The sequence below is a fragment of the Variovorax sp. RA8 genome (assembly GCF_901827175.1).
GTDB lineage: Bacteria > Pseudomonadota > Gammaproteobacteria > Burkholderiales > Burkholderiaceae_C > Variovorax.
Window position 1 is genome coordinate 3,406,239 of the sequence record NZ_LR594662.1, and the last position, 24,689, is coordinate 3,430,927.

General features: G+C 65.5%; 20 protein-coding genes. 8 read left to right on the forward strand and 12 right to left on the reverse strand.

The genetic code is table 11. The features are described 5' to 3' along the window. The 4 genes from E5P3_RS15920 to E5P3_RS15935 all read right to left on the reverse strand — a co-directional run bounded on the left by E5P3_RS15920 (position 1) and on the right by E5P3_RS15935 (position 5,585). Positions 1 to 954 carry a branched-chain amino acid ABC transporter permease gene (locus E5P3_RS15920; protein WP_162586858.1) on the reverse strand — a complete coding sequence of 318 codons (954 nt, stop codon included), beginning with the start codon at positions 952 to 954 and terminating at the stop codon, positions 1 to 3. Between the two features lie 84 nt (positions 955 to 1,038). Further along, positions 1,039 to 2,295 (reverse strand): branched-chain amino acid ABC transporter substrate-binding protein, encoded by a 1,257-nt coding sequence (locus E5P3_RS15925; RefSeq protein ID WP_162586859.1) that lies wholly within the window; start codon positions 2,293 to 2,295, stop codon positions 1,039 to 1,041. Between the two features lie 163 nt (positions 2,296 to 2,458). After that, positions 2,459 to 4,105, reverse strand: a complete 1,647-nt coding sequence (locus E5P3_RS15930) for a 3-(methylthio)propionyl-CoA ligase (protein WP_162586860.1) — start codon at positions 4,103 to 4,105, stop codon at positions 2,459 to 2,461. 178 nt (positions 4,106 to 4,283) lie between these two features. After that, positions 4,284 to 5,585, reverse strand: coding sequence for a UDP-N-acetylglucosamine 1-carboxyvinyltransferase (locus E5P3_RS15935; protein WP_162586861.1), 1,302 nt, complete (start codon positions 5,583 to 5,585; stop codon positions 4,284 to 4,286). A 174-nt stretch (positions 5,586 to 5,759) separates the two neighbouring features. Here E5P3_RS15935 and E5P3_RS15940 point away from each other — a divergent pair, with 174 nt between their 5' ends. From E5P3_RS15940 to E5P3_RS15960, 5 genes are read left to right on the forward strand one after another with little or no spacing between them, the layout of a single operon-like run. Then, positions 5,760 to 7,250, forward strand: coding sequence for a protein adenylyltransferase SelO (locus tag E5P3_RS15940; RefSeq protein WP_162586862.1), 1,491 nt, complete (start codon positions 5,760 to 5,762; stop codon positions 7,248 to 7,250). After that, positions 7,247 to 7,657, forward strand: coding sequence for a peptide-methionine (R)-S-oxide reductase MsrB (msrB, locus tag E5P3_RS15945; RefSeq protein WP_162586863.1), 411 nt, complete (start codon positions 7,247 to 7,249; stop codon positions 7,655 to 7,657). The genes E5P3_RS15940 and msrB overlap by 4 nt, the downstream gene beginning before the upstream one ends. Positions 7,658 to 7,659: 2 nt before the next feature. Next, positions 7,660 to 8,199, forward strand: coding sequence for a septation protein A (locus E5P3_RS15950; protein ID WP_162586864.1), 540 nt, complete (start codon positions 7,660 to 7,662; stop codon positions 8,197 to 8,199). Further along, positions 8,196 to 8,459: a BolA family protein gene (locus tag E5P3_RS15955; RefSeq protein WP_162586865.1), complete on the forward strand. Its 264-nt coding sequence runs from the start codon at positions 8,196 to 8,198 to the stop codon at positions 8,457 to 8,459. Before E5P3_RS15950 ends, E5P3_RS15955 begins: the two co-directional genes overlap by 4 nt. Positions 8,460 to 8,508: 49 nt before the next feature. Then, entirely contained in the window at positions 8,509 to 9,288 is a 780-nt protein-coding gene (locus E5P3_RS15960) for a peptidylprolyl isomerase (RefSeq protein WP_162586866.1), read from the forward strand. 52 nt (positions 9,289 to 9,340) lie between these two features. On the opposite strand, the gene E5P3_RS15965 is transcribed toward E5P3_RS15960, so the two are convergent. From E5P3_RS15965 to purL, 4 genes are all read right to left on the reverse strand, one after another. Next, the gene (locus E5P3_RS15965; RefSeq protein ID WP_162586867.1) at positions 9,341 to 11,329 is read right to left on the reverse strand and encodes a hypothetical protein; all 1,989 of its coding nucleotides are present in this window, start codon (positions 11,327 to 11,329) and stop codon (positions 9,341 to 9,343) included. Between the two features lie 328 nt (positions 11,330 to 11,657). Then, positions 11,658 to 12,047: a type II toxin-antitoxin system VapC family toxin gene (gene vapC, locus E5P3_RS15970; RefSeq protein WP_162586868.1), complete on the reverse strand. Its 390-nt coding sequence runs from the start codon at positions 12,045 to 12,047 to the stop codon at positions 11,658 to 11,660. Then, entirely contained in the window at positions 12,044 to 12,157 is a 114-nt protein-coding gene (locus E5P3_RS36465) for a hypothetical protein (protein WP_443083251.1), read from the reverse strand. Before E5P3_RS36465 ends, vapC begins: the two co-directional genes overlap by 4 nt. Before the next feature lie 139 nt (positions 12,158 to 12,296). Further along, a complete protein-coding gene (gene purL, locus E5P3_RS15980) occupies positions 12,297 to 16,319 on the reverse strand; it encodes a phosphoribosylformylglycinamidine synthase (RefSeq protein WP_232073154.1) in 4,023 nt (1,340 codons plus the stop codon). 117 nt (positions 16,320 to 16,436) lie between these two features. On the opposite strand from purL, the gene map reads away from it, so the two are divergent. The 3 genes from map to E5P3_RS15995 all read left to right on the forward strand — a co-directional run bounded on the left by map (position 16,437) and on the right by E5P3_RS15995 (position 20,384). Continuing rightward, a complete protein-coding gene (gene map / locus E5P3_RS15985; RefSeq protein ID WP_162586869.1) occupies positions 16,437 to 17,261 on the forward strand; it encodes a type I methionyl aminopeptidase in 825 nt (274 codons plus the stop codon). A gap of 29 nt (positions 17,262 to 17,290) precedes the next feature. Further along, a complete protein-coding gene (locus tag E5P3_RS15990) occupies positions 17,291 to 19,879 on the forward strand; it encodes a [protein-PII] uridylyltransferase (RefSeq protein WP_162586870.1) in 2,589 nt (862 codons plus the stop codon). A 100-nt stretch (positions 19,880 to 19,979) separates the two neighbouring features. Next, the gene (locus E5P3_RS15995) at positions 19,980 to 20,384 is read left to right on the forward strand and encodes a DoxX family protein (RefSeq protein ID WP_162586871.1); all 405 of its coding nucleotides are present in this window, start codon (positions 19,980 to 19,982) and stop codon (positions 20,382 to 20,384) included. Between the two features lie 5 nt (positions 20,385 to 20,389). On the opposite strand, the gene def is transcribed toward E5P3_RS15995, so the two are convergent. The 4 genes from def to E5P3_RS16015 all read right to left on the reverse strand — a co-directional run bounded on the left by def (position 20,390) and on the right by E5P3_RS16015 (position 24,688). After that, positions 20,390 to 20,929 (reverse strand): peptide deformylase, encoded by a 540-nt coding sequence (def, locus tag E5P3_RS16000; protein WP_162586872.1) that lies wholly within the window; start codon positions 20,927 to 20,929, stop codon positions 20,390 to 20,392. A 37-nt stretch (positions 20,930 to 20,966) separates the two neighbouring features. Beyond that, the gene (locus E5P3_RS16005; RefSeq protein ID WP_332107379.1) at positions 20,967 to 21,431 is read right to left on the reverse strand and encodes a hypothetical protein; all 465 of its coding nucleotides are present in this window, start codon (positions 21,429 to 21,431) and stop codon (positions 20,967 to 20,969) included. Between the two features lie 81 nt (positions 21,432 to 21,512). Continuing rightward, complete coding sequence (gene ligA / locus E5P3_RS16010; RefSeq protein WP_162586873.1) at positions 21,513 to 23,564, reverse strand: NAD-dependent DNA ligase LigA; 2,052 nt, start codon at positions 23,562 to 23,564, stop codon at positions 21,513 to 21,515. Positions 23,565 to 23,590: 26 nt separating this feature from the next. Then, positions 23,591 to 24,688 (reverse strand): cell division protein ZipA C-terminal FtsZ-binding domain-containing protein, encoded by a 1,098-nt coding sequence (locus E5P3_RS16015; protein ID WP_162586874.1) that lies wholly within the window; start codon positions 24,686 to 24,688, stop codon positions 23,591 to 23,593. Between the last annotated feature and the right edge of the window lies 1 nt (position 24,689).

A 24,689-nucleotide genomic window follows, 5' to 3' on the forward strand; every position in this document is an offset into this window, starting at 1 on the left:
TCAATCCTCCCGGGTGCCGAGCAGACCCTTGGGCCTGAAGATCAGGATCAGGACCAGGAACAGATAGGGCAGGATCGGCGCAACCTGCGAGATCGTGAGCTTGAGCAGCTCGTAGCCGAAGGTCTGCTCGCTGACGGCCACGCCGATCGCCTGCAGGCCGGTGGCCAGCGACTGGTCCATCGCCACCGCGAAGGTCTGGATGATCCCGATCAGCAGCGAGGCCAGGAAGGCCCCGGCCAGCGAGCCCATGCCGCCGACCACCACCACCACGAAGATGATCGAGCCGACCGCGGCCGCCATCGCCGGCTCCGTGACGTAGGTGTTGCCGCCCACCACGCCGGCCAGGCCCGCCAGTGCCGCGCCGCCGCCGAACACCAGCATGAACACGCGCGGCACGTTGTGGCCAAGGGCCTCGACCATCTCCGGGTGCTTGAGCGCGGCCTGGATGACCAGGCCAATGCGGGTGCGCGTCAGCAGCAGCCATACCGACAGCAGCATCAGCAGCGCCACCAGCATGATGAAGGAGCGCGACCTGGGGAACTGGGTGCCGTAGAGCGTGAAGAGCGGGCCCTGCAGCTGCGGCGGCAGGCCATAGGGCACGGTCGAGCGGCCCCAGACCAGCTGCACCAGTTCGAGGATCAGGTAGGACAGGCCGAAAGTCACGAGCAGCTCGGGCACGTGGCCGTACTTGTGCACGCGCCGCAGGCTGTAGCGCTCGAAGCCGGCACCGAGCACGCCGATCAGCAGCGGCGCGATGAACAGGGCCGGCCAGAAGCCGATGATCCCGGACAGCGTGTAGGCCACGTAGGCCCCGAGCATGTAGAAGCTGGTGTGGGCGAAGTTGAGCACGCCCATCATGCTGAAGATCAGCGTCAGGCCGGAGCTCAGCATGAACAGCAGCAGCCCGTAGCTGACGCCGTTGAGCAGCGAGATGACGAAGAATTCGAGGTTCATCGTTCCTCAGACGGAAAGAGAAAAGAAAAAGGCCCGAGTGTTGAAGTCGGGCCTCGACCGCACTGCTGGGGCCTGTTCAGGCCATCAGGGGCTGGGCCGCTTCATCTGGCAGGAGGTCGGGGTGCTGGCCACGTAGGGCTCGTAGTACTTGACCGGGACGAAGGTGTAGCCGGTCTTCTCGGCATCGACCTTGTACTTGCCCTCCGCCTTCTCCCACCTGGCGATGTAGAGGCCTTGCTGGAGCTGGTGGTCGGTCTTGCGCATCTCGACCTCGCCGTTGAAGCTCTTGAACTTCATGCCTTCCAGCGCCGCAGCGACCTTGACCGGGTCGGTGGACTTGGCCTTGACGAAGGCTTCGCTCAACATGACGAAGGCGGTGTAGGCGGACGAGGTGTAGAGGTCTTCGTTGAACTTCTTGTTGAACTCCTCGGCCAGGCGCTGGATGTCGCCACCCATGTTGTAGTGGCCGTAGCCCACCTGGTACACCTTGCCGGCCGAGGCCGCGCCCATGGCGGTGGGCGTGCCGCTGACGGTGCCGTAGTAGGTGTAGAACTTGACATTGTTCAGCCCGGAGTCGTTGGCCGCCTTGATGAGCAGCGCCAGGTCGGAACCCCAGTTGCCGGTGATCACGGTGTCGGCGCCGGAGGCCTTGATCTTGGCGATGTAGGGCGCGAAGTCGCGCACCTGGGCCAGCGGGTGCAGGTCCTCGCCGACGATCTGCACGTCGGGCCGCTTGGTCTTCAGGTTCTCCTTGGCGAACTTGGCGACCTGCTGGCCGTGCGAGTAGTTCTGGTTGAGCAGGTAGACCTTCTTCACGTCGGGCTGGTCCTTCATGAAGGTGGTCAGCGCCTCCATCTTCATGGAGGTGTCGGCGTCGAGGCGGAAATGCCAGTAGCTGCACTTGCTGTTGGTGAGGTCCGGGTCGACGGCGGCGTAGTTGATGTACAGCAACTCCTTGCCGGGATTGCGCGCGTTGTTCTTCTCGAGCGCATCGATGATGGCCAGCGCGGCGCCGGAGCCATTGCCCTGGAACACGTACCGTGCACCCTGGTCCTGGGCCGAACGCAGGGCGTTGGTGGTTTCCTGCGGGCTGAGCTTGTTGTCGATGCCGATGATCTCGAACTTGACGCCGGCGACGTTCTTCTTGTTGAACTCCTCGGCCAGGAACTGGTAGGTCTTGAGCTGGTTCGTACCCACCGCGGCCATCAGGCCGGACAGCGGATCGAGCCAGGCGATCTTCACGGTCTCGCCCTTCTGGGCCAGGGCGCCGGTGGCGGTGGCGGCGAGGATGGCCGCGCTTGCAATTCTCAGTACGCTCAGTGGGCTCGGTGCGAATTTCATTCCTGTCTCCTGTTCATGCTGCAATGCGGGATGAGGTTACTGGTCTTTGCACCCCTGCCCGTCAGGGAATGCCCGTAAGCGCCCGCCCGCGGGGGCGCTTTTCTATCACCCATGCGACAGGTCGCACCTCACTGGTGCTACCGGCCGGTAGGATCGCGGCGCCTCAGCACTCCGGCAGCTTGTAGTCGCGCAGTTGCTCGCGCAGCCTTGTCTTGAGGATCTTGCCGGTGGCGCCCAGGGGGATCGCCTCGACGAAGACCACGTCGTCGGGCACCTGCCACTTGGCCACCGTCTTGCCGCCGTAGAAGGCCAGCAGTTCCTCGCGGGTGAGGTCGGCGCCGGGCTTCTTCACCACCACCACGATCGGGCGCTCGTCCCACTTGGGATGGGGCACGCCGATGCAGGCCGCCATTGCGACAGCCGGGTGGGCCACCGCGATGTTCTCGATGTCGATGGAGCTGATCCATTCGCCGCCGGACTTGATGACGTCCTTGCTGCGGTCGGTGATCTGGAGGAAGCCGTCGGCATCGATGGTGGCGACGTCCCCGGTGGGGAACCAGCCGCGGCCCCGCTCGTCTGCCACCAGCGGGTCGCCGCCCTCGCCCTTGAAGTATTCCTTGACCACCCAGGGCCCCTTGACCAGCAGGTCGCCGGAGGCCTTGCCGTCCCAGGGCAGCTCCTTGCCGTTGCCGTCGACGATCTTCATGTCGACGCCGAAGATGGCCCGGCCCTGCTTCATGCGGATGGCCGTCTGCTGCTCCTGCGACTGCGACAGGTGCTTGTTCTTCAGCGTGCACAGCGTGCCGAGCGGCGACATCTCGGTCATGCCCCAGGCATGCAGCACCTCCACCCCGTACCGCTGCTGGAAGGCGTTGATCATGGCCGGCGGGCAGGCCGAGCCGCCGATCACGGTGCGCTTGAGGGTGGAAAACTTCAGATCCTGCGCCTGCAGGTGGCCCAGCAGCATCTGCCAGACGGTGGGCACGCCGGCCGCGAAGCTGACCTTCTCGCTCTCGATCAGCTCGTAGACCGACTTGCCGTCCAGTGCCGGGCCGGGGAAGACCAGCTTGCATCCGGTGAGCGCCGCCGAATACGGGATGCCCCAGGCGTTGACGTGGAACATCGGCACCACCGGCAGTACGGAGTCGCGCGCCGATACGTTCATCACGTCCGGCAGCGCGGCCGCGTAGGCATGCAGCAGGGTCGAGCGATGGCTGTAGAGCGCGGCCTTGGGGTTGCCGGTGGTGCCGCTCGTGTAGCACATGCTCGAAGCCGAGTTCTCGTCGAAGCTCGGCCAGTCATACTGGTCGGACAGGCGGCCCATCCAGGCCTCGTAGCTCACCAGGTTGGGGATGCCGGTGTCGGCCGGGAGCTTGTCGGCATCGCACAGCGCGATCCACTTGCGCACGGTCGTGCACTTGGGGTGGACCGCCTGCACCAGCGGCAGGAAAGTGAGGTCGAAGCACAGGATCTGGTCTTCGGCATGGTTGGCGATCCAGGCGATCTGGTCGGGATGCAGCCGCGGATTGACGGTGTGCAGCACGCGGCCGCTGCCGCTGACGCCGTAGTACAGCTCCAGGTGGCGGTATCCATTCCAGGCCAGGGTCGCCACCCGGTCGCTGAAGAGCAGCTGTTCCTGGTCCAGCGCGTTGGCGACCTGGCGCGCACGGGAAGCGATCTGGCGCCAGCTGCTGCGGTGGATGTCGCCTTCGACCCGCCGCGAGACGATTTCCCCGTCGCCGTTGTGGCGTTCGGCGAACTCGATCAGCGACGAGATCAGCAACGGTTGGTCCTGCATCAAACCCAGCATCGGAAGGCTCCTTCAAACAACGAAACGTGAAACCGCGGGCCGCGACAACGGACCCGTGCGGTACCAGCGATTCACGCAATCTTCGGGCGATCCGACAATGACAGAAACCCGCAGAACACCCCAGGGAAGTCCCCGGGACGCTGCTGCCGAGCCGGCGCCATCCCGGCGCCCTGCGGCCCTACTCGTCCTGCGTCCACTCCACGCGGACCCCCAGGCTGCGCAGGTTCTCCACGAAGCGCGGATGGGCGCGCCGGATCGGCGCCGCGTTGCGGATCTCCGAGCGTCCCTCGATGCTCGCCGCGACCATGAAGAGCGCGATCGCCACGCGGATGATGTAAGGGCTCTCGACCACGGCCGGCGCCAGCGGCCCGCCGCCGAAGGTGATCAGCCGGTGCGGGTCGGACGAGAACACATGGGCGCCGAACTTCGAGAGCTCGCCGGTCCAGCCCAGCGCTCCGTCGTAGACCTTGTTCCAGAACATCGCGTTGCCCTCGGCGCGCACGCCCAGCGCGATGAAGATCGGCAGCAGGTCCACCGGGAAGTAGGGCCACGGGGCGGCCTCGACCTTGGTCAGAACGTTGGCCGTGAACGGGGCCTGCACCTTCAGCGGGCCACTGCGGTGGGCCTGGGACCAGCCGTCGCGGTGCTCGATCCGCACGCCGAACTTGGCGAAGGTGCGGTCGATCAGCGGGAACTGCTCCGGCGCGGTGTTGCGCACCTGCACCTCCCCGCCGGTGATGGCGCCCAGCGCCAGGAAGGTCGTGATTTCGTGAAAGTCCTCGTTGAAGCGGAATTCGCCGCCGGCCAGCGGTGCGCCGCCATGCACGGTGAGCTTGGAGGTGCCGATGCCCTCGATGCGCGCACCCATCATCGCCATGAAGCGGCAGAACTCCTGCACGTGGGGCTCCGAGGCTGCGTTCGTCAGCGTGGAGGTGCCCGCGGCGGCGACGGCGCAGAGCACGAAGTTCTCGGTCGTGGTGACGGAGGCGTAGTCCAGCCAGTGGTCCACGGGCCGCATGCACTCGGCCAGGCGCACGAGCAGCGAGCCCTCGGTGCGTTCGACGCGGCCGCCGAAGTGGCGGAAGACCTCGACGTGCGGATCGATCTCGCGCACCCCCAGGGTGCAGCCCTTGACGTTGTCCTCCAGCCGCGCCACGCCGAAGCGGGCGAGCAGCGGCGGCACCAGCATGATCGAGGAACGCATTTCCTCCGGCAGCCGATGGCGCGCGGCGTCGAAGGCGGTGTCGCGGTGGTGCAGGTCCAGGGTGCCTGCCTCGCGGTCGAGCCGAACGTCGCTGCCCAGGGCCCCGAAGATCTCGAGGATCTTGCGCACGTCGGTGATGTCGGGCACGCCGTGCAGGCGCAGGGGCTCGCGGGTGAGCAAGGTGGCGCAGAGCACGGGCAGCACCGCGTTCTTGTTGGCCGAAGGGCTGATCCGGCCGCGCAGGGGCGTGCCGCCGTGGACGATGAGACTGGACATGGGAGGGGGAAGACCTGGATGTGGGGGCGCGAGGGAGCGCACGCCGAACTCTACCGGCTCGCGCCGGGGAAACCGAGGCGCAGCGCCTTGCTTGAACAAATGGAAACAGAAAGCCTGTAGAGAGCCGATGGCCCCCGCGGCCCGGGGTTTAGGTGGGTACGGGACAATCCCCCCATGAGCATCCTTGCAGACGAAGCGGAAGTGGTCGATCTCGGACTGGACTGGACCGCCGGCTTCTCCACCCTGGGCCCCGCCTTCTTCACCGAGCTCCGCCCATCCCCGCTGCCCGAGCCCTATTGGGTCGGCCGCAGCCATGCGTTGGCGCGCGAGATCGGACTGGAGGAGGCCGGCCTGCATTCGGAAGACGGCGTGGCAGCCTTCACCGGCAATGTGCCGGTCGCCGGCACCCGCCCGCTGGCCAGCGTCTACAGCGGCCACCAGTTCGGGGTCTGGGCCGGCCAGCTGGGCGACGGCCGGGCCATCCTGCTGGGCGAGACCGCGAGCGGCTGGGAGCTGCAACTCAAGGGCGCGGGCCGCACGCCCTATTCGCGCATGGGCGACGGCCGCGCGGTGCTGCGCTCCAGCATCCGCGAGTTCCTCTGCAGCGAAGCCATGCATGCCCTCGGCATCCCCACCACGCGCGCGCTGTGCGTGACGGGCTCCGACGCGCCGGTGGTGCGCGAGGAAATCGAGACGGCCGCCGTGGTGACGCGCGCTGCGCCCAGCTTCATCCGCTTCGGCCACTTCGAGCATTTCGCCGCCGCCAACCGCGTCGACGAGCTGCGCGCCCTGGCCGACTTCGTGATCGACCGCTTCTACCCGGCCTGCCGCCATGACGCACGCTTCCAGCGCTTCGGCGGCAACGCCTACGCGGCCTTCCTCGAGGCGGTGAGCGAGCGCACCGCTACGCTGCTGGCGCAGTGGCAGGCCGTCGGCTTCTGCCACGGCGTGATGAACACCGACAACATGAGCATCCTCGGGCTCACCATCGACTACGGACCCTTCCAGTTCCTCGACGGCTTCGACCCCCGCCACATCTGCAACCACAGCGACACGGGCGGGCGCTACGCCTACAACCAGCAGCCCAACGTCGCCTACTGGAACCTGTTCTGCCTGGCCCAGGCGCTGCTGCCGCTGATCGGCGACCAGGAGGTGGCGGTGGCTGCGCTGGAGTCGTACAAGACGGTGTTCCCGCAGGCCTACGAGGCGCGCATGCGCGCCAAGCTGGGCCTGCCGGAGGCCGCGGCGGAAGACCGCGCGCTCGTCGAAGGCGTGCTCAAGCTGCTGGCGCAGGAGAAGGTGGACTACACGATCTTCTGGCGCCGCCTCGCCGACCACAAGGCCGGTGGCGACGTGGCCTCGGTGCGCGACCTGTTCCTCGACCGGGCGGGCATCGACGGCTGGCTGCAGTCCTTCGCGCAGCGCCACGCGCAGGTCCCGGCCGCCCGGGCGGCACAATCGATGCGCGGCGCCAATCCGAAATTCGTGCTGCGGAACCATCTGGGCCAGCAAGCCATCGAATCGGCGCAGCGCAAGGACTTCTCGGGCGTGGCCACCTTGCTGAAGCTGCTCGAAACCCCATTTGAAGACCACGCCGGCCACGAGGCCTATGCCGGCTTCCCGCCCGACTGGGCTTCCACGATCGAAATCAGCTGCTCATCATGACTGCACCCGTCCAGAAAACCGACGCCGAATGGAAAGCCTTCCTGGCCGAGAAAGGCGCCGAGCCCGGCGCCTTCGAGGTCACGCGGCATGCCGCCACCGAACGCCCCTTCACCGGCAAGTACGAGGCGCATTGGGATGACGGCACCTACCACTGCATCTGCTGCGGCGCCAAGCTGTTCGAATCCGCCACCAAGTTCGATGCGGGCTGCGGCTGGCCCAGCTTCTCGCAGGAGGCGGTGCCCGGCGCCATCAAGAACGTGGTCGACCGCTCGCACGGCATGGTGCGCACCGAGAACGTCTGCGCCAACTGCGGCGCCCACCTGGGCCATGTGTTCCCGGACGGCCCGACCGATACCGGCCTGCGCTACTGCATGAACTCCGCCTCGCTCGATTTCCAGAAGCGCTGAACATGAAGGTCCTGCTCGACTTCTTCCCGATCCTGCTGTTCTTTGGCGCCTTCAAGCTCTACGACATCTACACCGCCACCGGCGTGCTGATGGCGGCGACCGTGCTGCAGATGGGCATCGTCTGGTTCACCGAGCGCCGGCTGGCGCCGATGCAGAAGGCCACGCTGGTGCTGATCCTGCTCTTCGGCTCGCTCACGCTGCTCCTGCACGACGACCGCTTCATCAAGTGGAAGCCGACCGTGCTCTACGGTGCCATGGCCGTGGCGCTGGCCGTCGCGCTGTGGGTCTTCAAGAAGAACTTCCTCAAGATGCTGCTGGGCGCGCAGCTCGACCTGCCGGTGCAGGTCTGGGGCCGCCTCAATGTCGCCTGGATCGCCTACTGCGTGTTCATGGCCGTGATCAACGCCTACGTGGCGGCCTACTTCAGCACCGACGCCTGGGTGAACTTCAAGCTCTGGGGCTATGCATTCCCGATCGTGTTCCTGGTGGCGCAGGGGCTGTACATTTCGCCGCACCTGAAATCGGACAAGCCTGCGGCATGAGCCTTCCTACCGCCAGCGACCTGGAAGCGCGCCTTCGGGCCACCCTGCAGCCGACCGTGCTCGAAGTGATCGACGAAAGCGCCGCACATGCCGGCCACGCGGGCGCCAACGCCGAGGGCTACGGAACCCATTTCCGGGTGCGGATTGCCTCTCCTCTCTTCGAGGGAAAGCCGCGCGTGGCGCGCCATCGGCTTGTGTATGATGCGCTGCAACTTTTCATCGCACAGGGCCTTCACGCCATCGCCATCGAGACGCTTTGAAGCGCTTTGTTTCCCGCCCTCCCGGGCGGCAAAAGTACCCTCCCCCTCTATGAAGAAACATCTCCTGCAGGCCGCAGCCGCCGCCGCTCTTCTGGCTGCCCTTCCCGCGTTCGCGCAGAACGCGGCCATCGTCAATGGCAAGCCGGTGCCCAAGGCGCGCATGGACGTGCTGGCCCAACAGCTGGCGGCAGCCGGCCGCCCGGTCACACCCGAGATGCAGGGCCAGTTGCGCGAAGAAGTGGTCGCCCGCGAGATCTTCATGCAGGAAGCCCAGAAGCAGGGCCTGGACAGTACCGACGACTACAAGAACCAGCTCGAACTCGCGCGCCAGGCCATCCTGATCCGCCAGCTGTTCGAGGGCTACCGCAAGGCGAATGCGGTGTCCGATGCCGAGGCGCAGGCCGAGTACGACAAGTTCGTCGCGGCCAACGGCGGCAAGGAGTACAAGGCCCGCCACATCCTGGTCGAGAAGGAAGACCAGGCCCAGAAGATCCTGGCCGACCTCAAGAAGGGCGCCAAGTTCGAGGACCTCGCCAAGAAGCAGAGCAAGGACCCGGGCTCCGGCGCCAACGGCGGAGACCTCGACTGGGCCGCACCCGCCAGCTTCGTGCCCGAGTTCTCGGAGGCGATGATCAAGCTCAAGAAGGGCGAGACGACCCCCGCGCCCGTCAAGTCGCAGTTCGGCTACCACATCATCCGCGTCGACGACGTCCGCCAGGCCCAGCTGCCCAAGCTGGAAGAGGTCAAGCCGCAGATCGTGCAGCAGCTGCAGCAGCAGCGCTTGCAGAAGTACCAGGAAGAGCTGCGGGCGAAGGCCAAAGTCGAATAAAACCTACGCCTCAACAAAAAGCGGCCCTTGCGGGCCGCTTTTTTGCGCGTAATTAATTTTTAGGCGGATTGGGGTCCAGTTGGGGTTTCAGTCCCTTTTCCGCCAGCTTGGTGAATATTGCGTTCGCCGCATTGAGTGTCAAAATATCTGCAGGTTTAAAAGACCCACCATTGACCGCCTCCGTCCCCAGTTCTTTCGGCAATCCCATGAGCCCGAAGTATTCCTGGGCCTTGGCATGCAGCGAGGGGTTGATTTGCAGATAGCTTTGCCAGCCGTCGATCGCCGGCAAATAGCTTTCCAGTCGTATATTCTCTACTGGGTTATTTTGAGTCGCTTGGATGAATTCTGTTTTATCTTTTTCGCCGGAAAAAAGCGAGAAATTCGATTGAACCACAATATTCAAACCAGGTCTCAACTTAATTGAATTTTTGATGGCTTCCAAGAGCAAAAATTCTTGCGGCTCGTCGTCTGAAATACTGCAGCAAATGTGCAGTTCGTTCAAAAAATCCATTTTCTCTTCTTTCTCCATGAACGAAGCAAGCAAATCGGCAGCCACACTCGGCGTGATCAAGTCAAGTGAAAGAGAACTCGGCTGCATCATTTTGAGCAATACCTTGATAAATGAATTTTTCTCGCCTGCTCCTCGAAGAATGACAGAATCTGCATTGACCAAATAACCCGATAAATCCAACCCCATGTCGGTTTCCGAAAAATCCAGATCAAAATATTCCTCGAAAGTCAGAGAGAGTTTTTTGACATCTTTCAAATTTGCAACGGAATTGATGATCAAGCTCGCGCTATCTACGCTGAGATCTTTGCTTAGCCTCAAATCCAATTTTGAGAAGGCATCGCCGCAATATTCCATTATTTCATTAAATTGCTCGACGTTTTGTTCGGTCAAACGGATTTCAAGAGTGCAAGGGATTGTGCAGCCGATAATCAAATTCATTTGATCTTGGGAAGGTATTGCATTTCGGAAAGTCCAGGAACAGTCTGGTGCCAGCACGCCAATGGCCCGGAGAAGATTGCAATCATCAGAATCCAGAGCCACATGCACGAGCACATCGATAAACTGGTTTTTTATGAAGCGACCAGTTTCCGGGCAGCTTGTCATTTCAAGAAATTCCTGCAAAGCCTGAGAGGAGAATTTTTCCACCGCAGCCTGTTGACGTTTATATGCAGCATTCGTTCCCTCCATTTCAGCACTGAAATCAAGCCATGCTGCTTGCGCTTCGGTTTTCGATCTTGTAGGTCCCAAGGGAAGAGTTTGAGCTTTGTATCGATCTTGCCTTGCAAACGCTCGTAAATCATTAGCGCTATTTTCCAGGTATTGAATAGCGTTTTGATGCATTACATAATGTGTTTCTGGTGCTGCATCGTCATCGCCGCCACTCTCAGAAAGATCGTCAACATGATCAGAGAGATCGTCAACATGACTCAAAATCAACGAGCGTGCAGTTGTGGATAAAATCAGGCAAACTCTGGAGCTTGCCAAAGCCCAACTGATATGCTTGGAAATGGGCCCAGTGAGATTTCCATCCACTTTGACTTCCAGCTTTTTCAGATCGGAAAGAGCATCGACAGCTTGAAGCAAGTCATGGAGCAACTTCAGATCAATATCGGAGGAAATGTCCAGATGCAGCCCTTCGATTTTCACTGGATTCTGCAGGAATTCAATGATTTCAACCGCGTTAGCCGAATTTATGCTGCCAGGGTGAAATTCGATAGAAAGTTCTGACTTGATTGCCAATTCCAGTATATCATGCGAATACACGGAAGACACGCAGATCGGTCCCTGAAAACCATCGCTGGCCAGTTGCCTCAGCAGATTTACTTCGCCTTTTTCGACCGCCCAATTCTGCACGGCGAGAAGATTGCAGGACTCCTGTCCGTCAAAGTAGTCGCGTACAGGCTGAGGCGAGCCTTTCAGGGATGCGGGCGTTAAAGGTTTGTTTAAGGCGGCCTGCCGATTCAGCGCTCGTGAATGATTGCTCTGCAAAACGATCGGTGCTGCACCAGCAGTGGCATTGCGAAGATTCATAAAAACACCTTTAAAAACGTCGAAATGATTGTTGAAAAGAGAGCACTTACGGTAGGCGGATAATAATGACAGAGTGGCACAGAAAATCTGAAAAATAGAACTGTCGAATACAGATTTCGCGACGTCCAACGAGATTTTTCGAGCCACACCGCCACGCTCTTTCGGCCACAGAGGCTGCTCAATTCGCCATGCTCTGTCTGTTTAGCGTGCAACAAATCCAGGTTTGCATACCAATGCTTGATGACGGGCCGCACGCCCGACTGCAGACGTACAAAACAAAAACGCGGCCACAGTGGCCGCGTTTTTTTGTTTGCCTATCGCCCCTGCCTCAGCAGCACCGAAGACCCAGATGCTTCTCGAAGGCGTCGAAGTCCCTGTCGTCGTGCAACAGGGTGCCATCGTTCTCGATGCACCACGTTGCAATCAGGGTGTCGATGGTCTTGCGGACCGTGAAGCCGAGCGCACGCAAGCGACGCTGGTTCCCCGCAGCATCGATCGCAAACGCCTCGCCACGGAGCGTCACGACCTCCAGCGCCGTCAGCAGCTTTCGGGCCTCGGTGAAGTCGCGTTCGCTGCTGAAGCCCTGCAGTACTTCCGCCAAGATCAGGTCGCCGATGGCGACGGGCTCCGTCTGGAGCAGTTGGTCCAGTCGATCGGCCGAGACCGAATCCGTGCCCCTGAAATAGTCGATCCAGACGCTGGAATCGACCAGGATCACTTGTCGGTCCGCATCTCGGCCAAGTCACCCTGGCAGTTGCGCTTGCAGCGCAAGCGCCGAAGCGCTTCCTGCTGCCGCAGCCGAAGCAAGGTGCGCAAGCCCAGCTCCACGACCTCACGTTTGGTCCCCAGACCCGTGGGCGCAAGGTGTCGTTCATGAGCCTGTCGTCGATGACGATGTTTGTTCGCGTGATGTGTATGAGTTCACCAATCCATACACGTGATAGCGTCACCGAACGAGCGCAAGCGCCTACCCCACCCACTTCCGCGCATTGCGCCAGATCCGGATCCACGGGCTGAGTGCACTGCGGTCGCCCGAGGTCCAGCTCATCTGGATATTGCGGAACACGCGCTCCGGATGGGGCATCAGCGCGGTGAAGCGGCCGTCGACGGTGGTCACCGAGGTCAGGCCGCCGGTGCTGCCATTGGGGTTGAAGGGATAGCGCTCGGTCGGCTGGCCATGGTTGTCGACGAAGCGCATCGCCGCGATGGCCTTCGCCGGGTCGCCGCGGTGCTTGAAGTTCGCGTAGCCCTCGCCGTGCGCGACCGCGATGGGCAGCCGGCTGCCAGCCATGCCGGCGAAGAACAGGCTGGGCGAATCGAGCACCTCGACCATCGACAGCCGCGCCTCGAAGCGCTCGCTCTGGTTGGTGGTGAAGCGCGGCCATGCCTCGGCGCCGGGAATGATGTCGGCCAGCTCGGCGAACATCTGGCAGCCGTTGCACACGCCCAGGCCGAAGGTGTCGCCCCGGCCAAAGAAAGCCCTGAACTGCTCGCCCAGCTTCGGGTTGAAGGTGATGCTGCGCGCCCACCCGATGCCGGCGCCCAGGGTGTCGCCATAGCTGAAGCCGCCGCACGCCACCACGCCCTTGAAGTCGGCCAGGTCGGCGCGGCCGGTCTGCAGGTCGGTCATGTGGATGTCGAAGGATTCGAAACCCGCCTCGTGGAAGGCATAGGCCATCTCGACGTGCGAATTCACGCCCTGTTCGCGCAGGATCGCGACCTTGGGCCGCGCGAGGTTGAGAAAAGGCGCGGCGACGTTCTCCTCCACGCCCGGCGCCAGGTGCACATGACGGCCGGGGTCCTGAGGCTCGCCGGCGGCGGCATGCTCGGCGTCGGCGCAGTCCGGGTTGTCGCGCTCGCGGCAGATCTTCCAGCTCACGGCATCCCAGACCTGGTGCAGGTCCTGCAGGCTGGCGCTGAAGATGGCCTTGGCATCGCGCCAGACCTCCACCTTGCCCTTGCCGGCCTCGATGGCCGAGGCGCCGGGCCGGGTCTTGCCGACGAAATGACTGTGGGTGCTGAGGCCGTGCGCGCGCAGCGTCTGCATCACCTCGTTGCGCTCGGCGGTGCGCACCTGCAGCAGCATGCCGAGCTCTTCGTTGAAGAGCGCCTTCAAGCTGAGCTCTTCGCGCCGGGCGCTGACCTGGCCGGCCCAGTTCTTGGCGTCGCCGTACTCGGCGCGGCTGTCGCTGATGCCGTCGCCCTCGGTCACCAGCAGGTCGATGTTGAGGGCGACGCCCACATGGCCGGCAAAGGCCATCTCGCAGGCGGCGGCGAACAGGCCGCCGTCGCTGCGGTCGTGCATCGCGAGGATCTTGCCCTCGGCGCGCAGCGCGTTGACGGCCGCGACCAGCTTGACGAGATCCTGTGGGTCGTCGAGGTCCGGCACGACGTCGCCGCTCTGCCCCAGGGTCTGGGCCAGGATGCTGCCCGCCATGCGCTGCCGGCCGCGGCCCAGGTCGATCAGGACGAGCGTGCTGTCCAGCTCGGTCGCATCCAGCTGCGGCGTCAACGTGCCCCGCACGTCGGCCAGGGTGGCGAAGGCGCTCACGATCAGGCTCACGGGCGAGCTGACCTTCTTCTGCTCGCCCTGCGCCTGCCACTGGGTGCGCATGGACAGCGAATCCTTGCCCACCGGAATCGAGATGCCGAGCGCCGGACAGAGCGCCAGGCCCACGGCCTTCACCGTCTCGTACAGCGCCGCATCCTCGCCCGGCTCGCCGCAGGCCGCCATCCAGTTGGCCGAGAGCTTGACGCGCGAGAGCTCGATGGGCGCGGCGAGCAGGTTGGTGATGGCCTCCGCCACCGCCATCCGGCCCGACGCCGGGGCGTCGAGGGCGGCGAGCGGGGTGCGCTCGCCCATGCTCATGGCCTCGCCGGCGAAACCCTTGTAGTCGGCCAGGGTCACGGCGCAGTCGGCCACCGGCACCTGCCAGGGGCCGACCATCTGGTCGCGATGGCTGAGGCCGCCGACAGTACGGTCGCCAATGGTGACGAGGAAGCGCTTGGAAGCAACAGTGGGGTGGGAGAGGACGTCGATGGCGGCCTTCTGCAGGTCGACGCCGGTGAGGTCGAGGGGCTTGAACTTGCGCTGGATCGACTGGACATCTCGCAGCATCTTGGGAGGTTTGCCGAGGAGGACGTCCATGGGCATGTCGACGGGCGGGGTGCCGTCGTCCGCCACGACCAGTTGCCGCTCCTCCGTGGCCACGCCTACCACTGCAAACGGACACCGTTCCCGCTCGCAAAAGGCCTTGAACTGTTCAAGCGACTCGGGCGCAATCGCCAGCACATAGCGCTCCTGGCTCTCGTTGCACCAGATCTCCTTCGGCGCCAGGCCTGATTCTTCCAGCGGCACGGCGCGCAGGTCGAAGCGTGCGCCGCGGCCTGCATCGTTGGTGAGCTCAGGGAAGGCATTGCTCAGTCCACCCGCTCCCACGTCGTGGATCGCCAGGATGGGGTTCGCCCCGCCCTGCTGCCAGCAATGGTTGATGACCTCCTGGGCGCGTCTTTCGATCTCGGGATTGCCGCGCTGCACCGAGTCGAAGTCCAGTTCTGCCGCATTGGCGCCGGTGGCCATCGAGCTCGCCGCACTGCCGCCCATGCCGATGCGCATGCCGGGGCCGCCGAGCTGGATCAGCAGTGTGCCCGCGGGGAACTGGATCTTCTTCGTCTGTCCCGCATCGATGCTGCCGAGGCCCCCCGCGATCATGATCGGCTTGTGGTAGCCGCGCTGCAGCGTGTCGCGGTCGCTGGCGATGGCCTGCTCGTACTCGCGGAAGTAGCCCAGCAGGTTGGGCCGGCCGAACTCGTTGTTGAAGGCGGCCCCGCCCAGCGGGCCCTCCGTCATGATCTGCAGCGGGCTGGCGATGTGTTCGGGCTTGCCGTAGCCGCCTTCGGCGGGCCAGAGCTTCGACACGGTGAAGCCGGTCAGCCCGGCCTTGGGTCTGGAGCCGCGGCCCGTGGCGCCTTCGTCGCGGATCTCGCCGCCCGCCCCGGTGGAGGCGCCCGGGAAAGGCGAGATCGCGGTGGGGTGGTTGTGCGTCTCGACCTTCATCAGCACGTGGTTCAGCGCCTCCTGCCTGTCATAGCGGCCGGCAGCCGAGGCGGCGACGAAGCGCTCGACCCTCGAGCCCTCCATGATCGAGGCGTTGTCGGCGTAGGCCACCACCGTGTGCTGCGGGTTCTGGCGCTCGGTGTGCCGGATCATCGAGAACAGGCTCTGCGGCTGCGGCTGGCCGTCGATCACGAAGTCGGCGTTGAAGATCTTGTGGCGGCAGTGCTCGCTGTTGGCCTGGGCGAACATCATCAGCTCGACGTCGCTCGGGTTGCGGCCGAGCCGGGTGAAGGCGTCGATGAGGTAGTCGATCTCGTCCTCCGCCAACGCCAGGCCAAAGCGCGTGTTGGCCTCGACCAGCGCGGCGCGACCGCCGGCCAGGACATCCACCTGCGCCATCGGCTGGCCCGGCAGTTCGGCAAACAGCGCCGCCGTCTGCGCGAGCCCGGTGAGCACCGATTCGGTCATGCGGTCGTGCAGCAGCGCAGCCAACGCAGCCAGCGTGTCGTCGTCGAGCACCGGCGCCTTGCCCAGCAGCGGGGCCTTGAGCGCCAGGTGGTACTGCGTGACCCGCTCGACGCGGCGCAGCGCCAGCCCGCAGTTGTGGGCGATGTCGGTGGCCTTCGAGGCCCATGGCGAGACGGTGCCCAGGCGCGGCGTGACGACCAGCACGGTCCCCGCCTTGGGCGGCGCGTCGAAGGGCTCGCCGTAGCCCAGCAGGGCGGCGAAGCGCTCGCGTTCGGCACCCTCGAGCGCGTGGTCGGTCGCGACCAGGTGTACGAAGCGCGCCGAGAGGCCCGCGACGCGGGGCTCGATCGCCTGCAGCCTCGGCAGCAGCTGCCGGGCGCGGAACTCGCTGAGCGCGCTGCCGCCCTCGAAGAAAGTCACCACCGGGGCGACGGGATGGGAGGGCGCATTCAGGGGCAAGGTCACGATCGGATCGGCCGTCGGGCCGCATTGGAAACCAGGAGAGGAAGGCGGTGGCCGCTGACTGGGGCCATCCGCGCCAAGCCCGGAATTTTAGCGGGGTGGATGGGATAATTCCGGCCCATGAGCATCACCTACAAAGACGCCGAGGGCGTGGCCGGCATGCGCACGGCGGGCCGCCTCGCAGCCGAAGTGCTGGACTACCTGACCCCCCACGTGAAGCCCGGCGTGACCACCAACGAGATCGACAAGCTCGCGCACGACTACATCACGCAGGTCCAGGGCGCGATCCCCGCCCCCCTCAACTACATGGGCGCCTCGAGCGTGCCTTACCCCAAGTCCATCTGCACCTCGACCAACCACGTGGTGTGCCACGGCATCCCGAACGACAAGCCGCTCAAGAAAGGCGACATCGTCAATATCGACGTCACGGTTATCAAGGATGGGTGGCATGGTGACACGAGCCGGATGTTCATCGTCGGCGACGCCTCGATCGCTGCAAAGCGCCTGTGCGCCTTCACCTACGAGGCCATGTGGCATGGCATCGTCAAAGTGAAGCCTGGCGTGCATTTGGGCGACATCGGCTTCGCCATCCAGCGCTTCGCCGAGAGCAACGGCTTCTCGGTGGTGCGCGAGTTCTGCGGCCACGGCATCGGCCGCGGTTTCCACGAGGAGCCGCAGGTGCTGCACTACGGCAAGCCCGGCACGCTCGACGAGCTCAAGCCCGGCATGACCTTCACCATCGAGCCGATGATCAACGCCGGCAAGCGCGACATCAAGGAAGACGCCCGCGGCGGCCAGTACGACGGCTGGACCATCGTCACCCGCGACCATTCGCTGTCGGCGCAGTGGGAGCACACGGTGCTGGTCACCGAGACCGGCTACGAGGTGCTCACGCTCTCGCCCGGCAGCCCGCCGCCGCCTGCCTTCGTCAGCGCCTCGGCTTGAAGGCGGCGTCCAGCCTTCGACAGGCTGCCATGGTGGACATCGCTTCCTTGCGTGACGCCTACCGCACGCACAAGCTTGCGCTGTATGACCAGGCACGCAGCGCGCGCGCACCCACGCGCAGCGTCCACACCGTGCTGCGCCAGCTGGCGGCGCTGGCCGACGAGGCGCTCAACGCACTGTGGGAGGACGCGGGCTTCGGCAACCGCCTGGCGCTGGTCGCGGTCGGCGGCTTCGGTCGCGGCGAGCTGTTCCCCTTCTCCGACGTCGATGTGCTGCTGCTGCTGCCTGCCGACCATGCGACCGAGATCGAACCGGCGCGCATCGAGGCCTTCATCGGCCATTGCTGGGATGCGGGCCTTGAGATCGGCTCCAGCGTGCGCACGGTGGACGAATGCCTGGCCGAGGCCGCAAAGGACGTCACGGTCCAGACTTCGCTGCTCGAATCCCGTCTCGTCGCCGGCGACAAGAAGCTCTACGCGGCCTTCCGCAAGAGCTTCCTTGCCGACATCGACCCGCACGCCTTCTTCGCGGCCAAGACGCAGGAGATGCGGCACCGGCACCAGAAGTACGAGAACACACCCTATGCGCTGGAGCCCAACTGCAAGGAATCGCCGGGAGGGCTGCGCGACCTGCAGACCGTCCTCTGGGTCGCCAAGGCCGCCGGCTTCGGCAGGCGCTGGGACGACCTGGCGAAGAACGGCCTGGCCACGCCCTTCGAGGTGCAGCAGATCAAGCGCAACGAGGCCCTGCTGAGCCTGATCCGCGCCCGCCTGCATCTGATCGCCAACCGGCGCGAAGACCGTCTGGTGTTCGACCTGCAGACTGCGGTCGCCGCCACCTTCGGCTACGTCGGCGAGTCGCAGCGCAAGTCCAGCGAGGCGCTGATGCGCCGCTACTACTGGGCGGCCAAGGCGGTCACGCAGCTCAACCAGATCCTGCTGCTCAACATCGCCGATCGGCTGAATCCGCAGGAGGAGCAGGCCACCCGCATCAACGAACGCTTCTTCGAGAAGGGCGGCCTGATCGAGGTCGCGAGCGACGACCTGTACCTCAAGGATCCGCACGCGATCCTCGAGACCTTCCTGCTCTACCAGAAGACCATCGGCGTCAACGGCCTGTCGGCGCGCACGCTGCGCGCGCTCTACAACGCGCGCCACGTGATGGACAGCAAGTTCCGCAACGACCGCGTGAACCATGCGACCTTCATGCGCATCCTGCTGGAGCCGCGCGGCATCACGCATGCCTTCAGGCTGATGAACCAGACCTCGGTGCTGGGCCGCTACCTGCGCGTGTTCCGCAGCATCGTGGGGCAGATGCAGCATGACCTGTTCCACGTCTACACGGTCGACCAGCACATCCTGATGGTGCTGCGCAACGTGCGCCGCTTCTTCATCGCCGAGCACGCGCACGAGTACCCCTTCTGCTCGCAGCTCGCAGGCGGCTGGGACAAGCCGTGGATCCTCTACGTCGCGGCCCTGTTCCACGACATCGCCAAGGGTCGCGGCGGCGACCACTCGGAGCTCGGCGCGCGCGACGTGCGGCGCTTCTGCCGCCAGCACGAAATCCCGCGCGAGGACGCCAGGCTGATCGAGTTCCTCGTTTCCGAGCACCTGGTGATGAGCCAGGTCGCGCAGAAGCAGGACCTGAGCGATCCCGAGGTGATCGGCGGCTTCGCCCGGCGCGTCGGCAACGAGCGCTACCTGACGGCGCTGTACCTCCTCACCATCGCCGACATCCGCGGCACCTCGCCGCGCGTGTGGAACGCCTGGAAGGGCAAGCTGCTCGAGGACCTCTACCGATCGACGCTGCGCGCCCTGGGCGGCCGCATGCCCGACCCGGGCGCCGAGGTGGAGGCACGCAAGCGCGAGGCTCTGGTGCAACTGGCCTTGCATGCGCAGCCCTTCGAGGCGCACAAGGCGCTGTGGGAGACGCTGGACGTGGGCTACTTCATGCGCCACGACGCCTCCGAGATCGCCTGGCACACCAAGCAGCTCTCGCGCCACGTGCCGCCGAGGAACGTGCCGGTGGACCCGCATGCGCCCGCGATCGTGCGCGCCCGGCTCTCGCCGGTGGGCGAAGGACTGCAAGTGGTGGTCTACACGCCCGACCAGCCCGATCTGTTCGCGCGCATCTGCGGCTACTTCGACCAGTCCTCCTTCAGCATCCTCGACGCCAAGGTGCACACCGCCACCAACGGCTACGCGCTCGACACCTTCCAGATCGTCACCACCTTCATTCCCGAGCACTACCGCGACCTGATCAGCATGGTCGAGACCGGCCTGGCCAAGACGCTGGACGACGCCGGCCCCCTGCCCTCGCCCAGCAAGGGCCGCGTGTCGCGCCGGGTGCGCAGCTTCCCGATCAAGCCGCGGGTCAGCCTGCTGCCCGACGAAAAGGCGCAGCGCTGGCTGCTCAACATCTCGGCCAGCGACCGCGCGGGCCTGCTGTACTCGGTGGCACGCGTGCTGGCGCGCCATCACCTCAACCTGCAGCTCGCCAAGATCACGACGCTGGGCGAGCGGGTGGAGGACACCTTCCTGATCAGCGGGCCCGAGCTGCAGGGCCAGCGCACGCAGGCGACGATCGAGACTGAGCTGCTCGAGGCCCTGGCCGCTTGAGAGTGAGTCTCCCCAAGCCCTCAGAGGACGGTCAGGAAGACGTGGACGGAATCGACCACAATCGCCCCTGTTTTTTTAACAACAGAAGGGCCTTTCGAACATGATCCGTTCCGACGACACCGGCAAACTCATCCTGCGCCTCGCGCTGGGCATCCTGATGCTGCTGCATGGCATTGCCAAGATCCAGGGCGGCGTAGGGTTCGCGGCGAGCATGTTGACTTCGCATGGCCTGCCGGGCGCCCTCGCCTACCTTGTCTATGTCGGCGAGATCGTCGCGCCGGTGCTCCTGATCATCGGCCTCTACACGCGGCCGGCGGCATGGATCGTGGTCATCAACATGCTCGTCGCCATCTGGCTGGTGCACATGAAGCAGATCGGCATGCTCAACAAGCAGGGCGGCTGGGAGCTGGAGCTGCAGGGTCTGTTCCTCTTCAGCGCGCTGGCCGTGGCCTTCCTGGGCGCCGGGCGCTTCAGCATCGGCGGCAACAGCGGACGCTACAACTAAGCGCGCTACTCGTCTTCGGCCGCATCGAGGCCCGGGAACAGGATCTCGGTGTAGCCGAAGCGCGAGAAATCGCGCACCCGCATCGGGTAGAGCTTGCCCAGCAGGTGATCGACCTCGTGCTGCACGACGCGTGCGTGGAAGCCGCTGACGGTGCGGTCGATGGGATCGCCGTACGGGTCGAAGCCGGTATAGCGGATGTGGGCGAAGCGCGGCACCACGCCGCGCAGCCCGGGCACGGAAAGGCAGCCTTCCCAGCCTTCTTCCTCCTCGGCGCCGACCGGCGTGATGACGGGATTGATCAGAACCGTGCGCGGCACGGCCGGCGCATCCGGATAGCGCGGGTTGAGGGTGTCGGTGCCGAAGATCACGAGCTGCTGGTCGACGCCGATCTGCGGCGCGGCAAGGCCGGCGCCGTTCACCGCATGCATGGTCTCGAACATGTCCCGCACCAGCAGGTGAAGCTCGTCGGTGTCGAAGGCGGCGACCGGCTGCGCGATGCGCAGCAGCCGTGGGTCGCCCATCTTGAGGATCTCGCGTACCGTCATGGCCGCCATTATCGCGACCGTGCAGGGCGCGGCGCCATCAAGGAGGGGTCTGGGTGTTCGAGTCCGGCGAGGTCAGCATGCGGTTGATCTCGCGCCCGCTGCGCCCCGGGGGAATCGGCACCTGCGTGCCGGCAACGCCGCCGGTCCGCGGGCCGAGGCCCGGCGGCGGCGGCACGGGAACGCCGGGGCGGGCCCCGCTCCAGCCGGAGCGCGGATAACCCGCACGAGGGGAGTAACCGGGCCGTCCCTGGTCGTAGCGGTACGGATAGGGATAACGCGGACGGGAGTAATAGCCGCCGCCATAGCTGCCGTCGATGTACACGTTCGGCTGGACCACGACCGGGCCGGGGTCCACATAGTAGGGGTCGGAGTACCCGTAGGAGCCTGCTGGATAGGCGACACAGCCGCCGAGCAGCGCCGCGCCGCCGAGCACGGCACACACACCCAATAGACGGCGATTCTTGATCATGATGGACTCCTGGTCGGTACTTGGTCTATTCAACGTCCCTTTGTAGACCTTGTTGACTACTGGCGAATGAAGCTGCGTAACGCACGGTAAACGCCCGGTAAAGCTTGGGCGACCTCAAAGGCCGTCGGCAAGGATTTCGAGCATCCGCTCCTCGTCGATCACGGCCACCCCCAGATCGCGTGCCTTGTCGAGCTTGCTGCCGGCCTCGGCACCCGCGACCACGAAATCGGTCTTCTTGCTGACCGAGCCGGCCACCTTGGCACCCGCCGATTCCAGTTTGTCCTTCGCTTCGTCACGGCTGAGCGTAGGAAGGGTGCCGGTGATGACGAAGGTCTTGCCCGCAAGCGGCTTGGGCGCGCGTGCGGCCGGCTCGCCCTCTTCCCAGGTCACGCCGCAGGCGCGCAGCTGCTCGACCACCTCGCGATTGTGTTCCTGGTCGAAGAAGGTGCGCAGGCTCTTCGCGACCACCGGGCCGACGTCGTTGACCTCCAGCAATTGCTCCTCGCTCGCGCCCATGATCGCGTCGAGCTTGCCGAAGTGCCTGGCCAGGTCCTTGGCGGTGCTTTCGCCGATGTGCCGGATGCCGAGCCCGAAGAGAAAGCGCGGCAGCGTGGTCTTCTTGGAGGCCTCCAGCGCATCGACCAGGTTCTTCGCCGACTTGTCGGCCATGCGATCGAGGCCCGCCAGGGTCGTGAGGCCCAGTTTGTAGAGGTCGGGCAGCGTGCGGATCAACTGGCCATCCACCAGCTGCTCGACCAGCTTGTCGCCCAGGCCTTCGATGTCCATGGCGCGCCGCGCCGCGAAATGCAGGATGGCCTCCTTGCGCTGTGCGCCGCAGAACAGGCCGCCGGTGCAGCGGTAGTCGACCTCGCCCTCCTCGCGCAGCGCATCGGAGCCGCAGACCGGGCACTTCTTCGGCATGGTGAAGATGGGCCCGCGCTGCCCAGGCGGGCGTGCAGCGCTCTCGGGCACCACGCCCACCACCTCGGGGATCACGTCGCCGGCGCGCCGCACGATCACGGTGTCGCCCACCCGGACATCCTTGCGCCGCGCCTCGTCCTCGTTGTGCAGCGTGGCGTTGGTCACGGTGACGCCGCCGACGAAGACCGGCGCCAGCTTCGCCACCGGCGTGAGTTTGCCGGTGCGGCCCACCTGCACCTCGATGCTTCGCACCTCGGTCATTTGCTCCTGCGCCGGGTACTTGTGCGCCATGGCCCAGCGCGGCTCGCGGCTCTTGAAGCCCAGCCGGCGCTGCAGTTCCAGGCTGTCCACCTTGTAGACCACGCCGTCGATGTCGTAGGGCAGCTTGTCGCGCTGTGCCGCGATGCGCGCGTGGAAGGCCACCAGCGTGTCGGCGCCGGCCCCCGCGGCGCGCTCCTTCGCCACCGGCAGGCCAAAGGCATCCAGCGCATCCAGCATGCCGCTGTGCGTGGACGGCATCGGCGTCCAGCCCACCACTTCGCCCAGCCCATAGGCGAAGAAGCTCAACGGCCGCTGCGCCACCAGCGCGGGATCGAGCTGGCGAATGGCGCCGGCCGCGGTGTTGCGCGGGTTGATGAAGGTCTTGTCGCCGAGCTCGCGTTGGCGCTCGTTCAGCCGTTCGAAGGCATCGCGCCGCATGTAGACCTCGCCGCGCACTTCCAGCACTGGCGGGGCGTCGCCCGAGAGGCGCAAGGGGATCTGGCCGATGGTGCGAAGGTTCTGCGTCACGTCTTCGCCGGTTTCGCCGTCGCCGCGGGTGGCGCCCTGCACCAGCACGCCGTTCTCGTAGCGCAGGTTGATGGCAAGGCCGTCGAACTTGAGCTCGGCCGAGTACTCGACGGGCGGCGCGTCCGGCCCCAGGCCCAGCTCGCGCCGGACGCGCGCGTCGAAGGCCAGGGCACCGGCCGCGGTGGTGTCGGTTTCAGTGTGGATGGACAGCATCGGCACGGCGTGCCGCACCGGCGTGAGGCCTGGCAGCACCGCGCCCCCCACGCGCTGGGTCGGCGAGTCGGGCGTGCGCAGCTCGGGGTATTCGGTCTCCAGCGCCTGCAGGCGCTGGAACATGCGGTCGTACTCGGCGTCGGGCAGCTCGGGCGTGTCGAGCACGTAGTAGAGATGGGCGTGGCGGCGCAGCTGCTCGCCCAGCGCGGCGGCTTCGCGAGCCGCTTCCTCGCGTGGTGTCATGGAAATCTCCGGGATCAGGGACGAGGTTAGCTGAATAGCCGCCGGGCCAGCGGCGAGCCCGCCGACAGCTCGCGCGAATCGAGGGTGTCGTAGAGCTGCTCGAGGTCCGCCCCGATCGCGTCCATCGTCTCCTCGCGCAGCAGCTGGCCGTCGCTGTCGGTCACGACGCCGTCCATCTCGCGCGCCAGGGTCGCGGCTGCTTCGCGCATGCGCGCGAAGGGGCGCTCGGCGCGGTCGACCTGGGGCACGTCCAGGCTCAGCGTGAGCTCGCGGATGGCGGACTGGGCCGGGTCGTCGGCCAGCGCGGCCTGGGTGTCGAAGGACAGGCCGAGGATCGGCGGCAGGCCGAGCTCGCTCGCCGGCAGCACCATGCGGCCGGGGATGATGCCGGCGACGAAGCCGAGCCGTGCGGCGTTCTGCTGCACATAGCCCGGGCTCCAGGCGGCGTGCAGCGCGCGCAGCACGAAGCTCAGCTGGGCGTCGTGTGCGCTCGCGAACTGGTCGAGCTCGCGCGCCCGCGCGACTTCGTCGAGCATCTCGGGGAACTCGGGCGCGCCGTTGACGGCATCCGCAAAGGCCTGGGCCTTGACCACGAACTCTGAGTACTCGATCTCGTTGAGCGCCCCGGTGCGGTTGGCCAGTTGCACGCCGGCCTGGAAGGCGCCGTAGCGCTGGCCGGGCGCGGCCGGCTCCCATTCGCCGGTATGTTCGTTGAGTCCCTCGATCGCCACCGGCTTGCTGCCGGCGCGGCGCGTGGCGGGCATGGCCGCGATGGCGGCGTCGCCGGACGCCAGGCCGTCCAGCGTGATGGGCGCGATCACGTCGATCAGCGGGTCCAACCCACCCCGACGGTCGGCGGTCGGGATCGGCAGCGCGCTGGGCGCGGGCAGGTCGGGGTCGAACAGGGGCTCGTGGCGCTCGGCCCCGGCAACCGGGTGGCCGGCCACGTGCAGCACCGGCTCTTCATTGCGGTTGAGGGGCGCAGGCGCCGTTTCGGGCCGTTCGCCGTCCGGCGCATCGGGCTGGCGCGGCGCGTTGCGGCGCGACATCCAGGCGTTGTAGCCGACCACCGTGGCCAGCACGAGGCCGCCGAGGATGGCAAGGGCGACGGTGAGGTTGCTCATC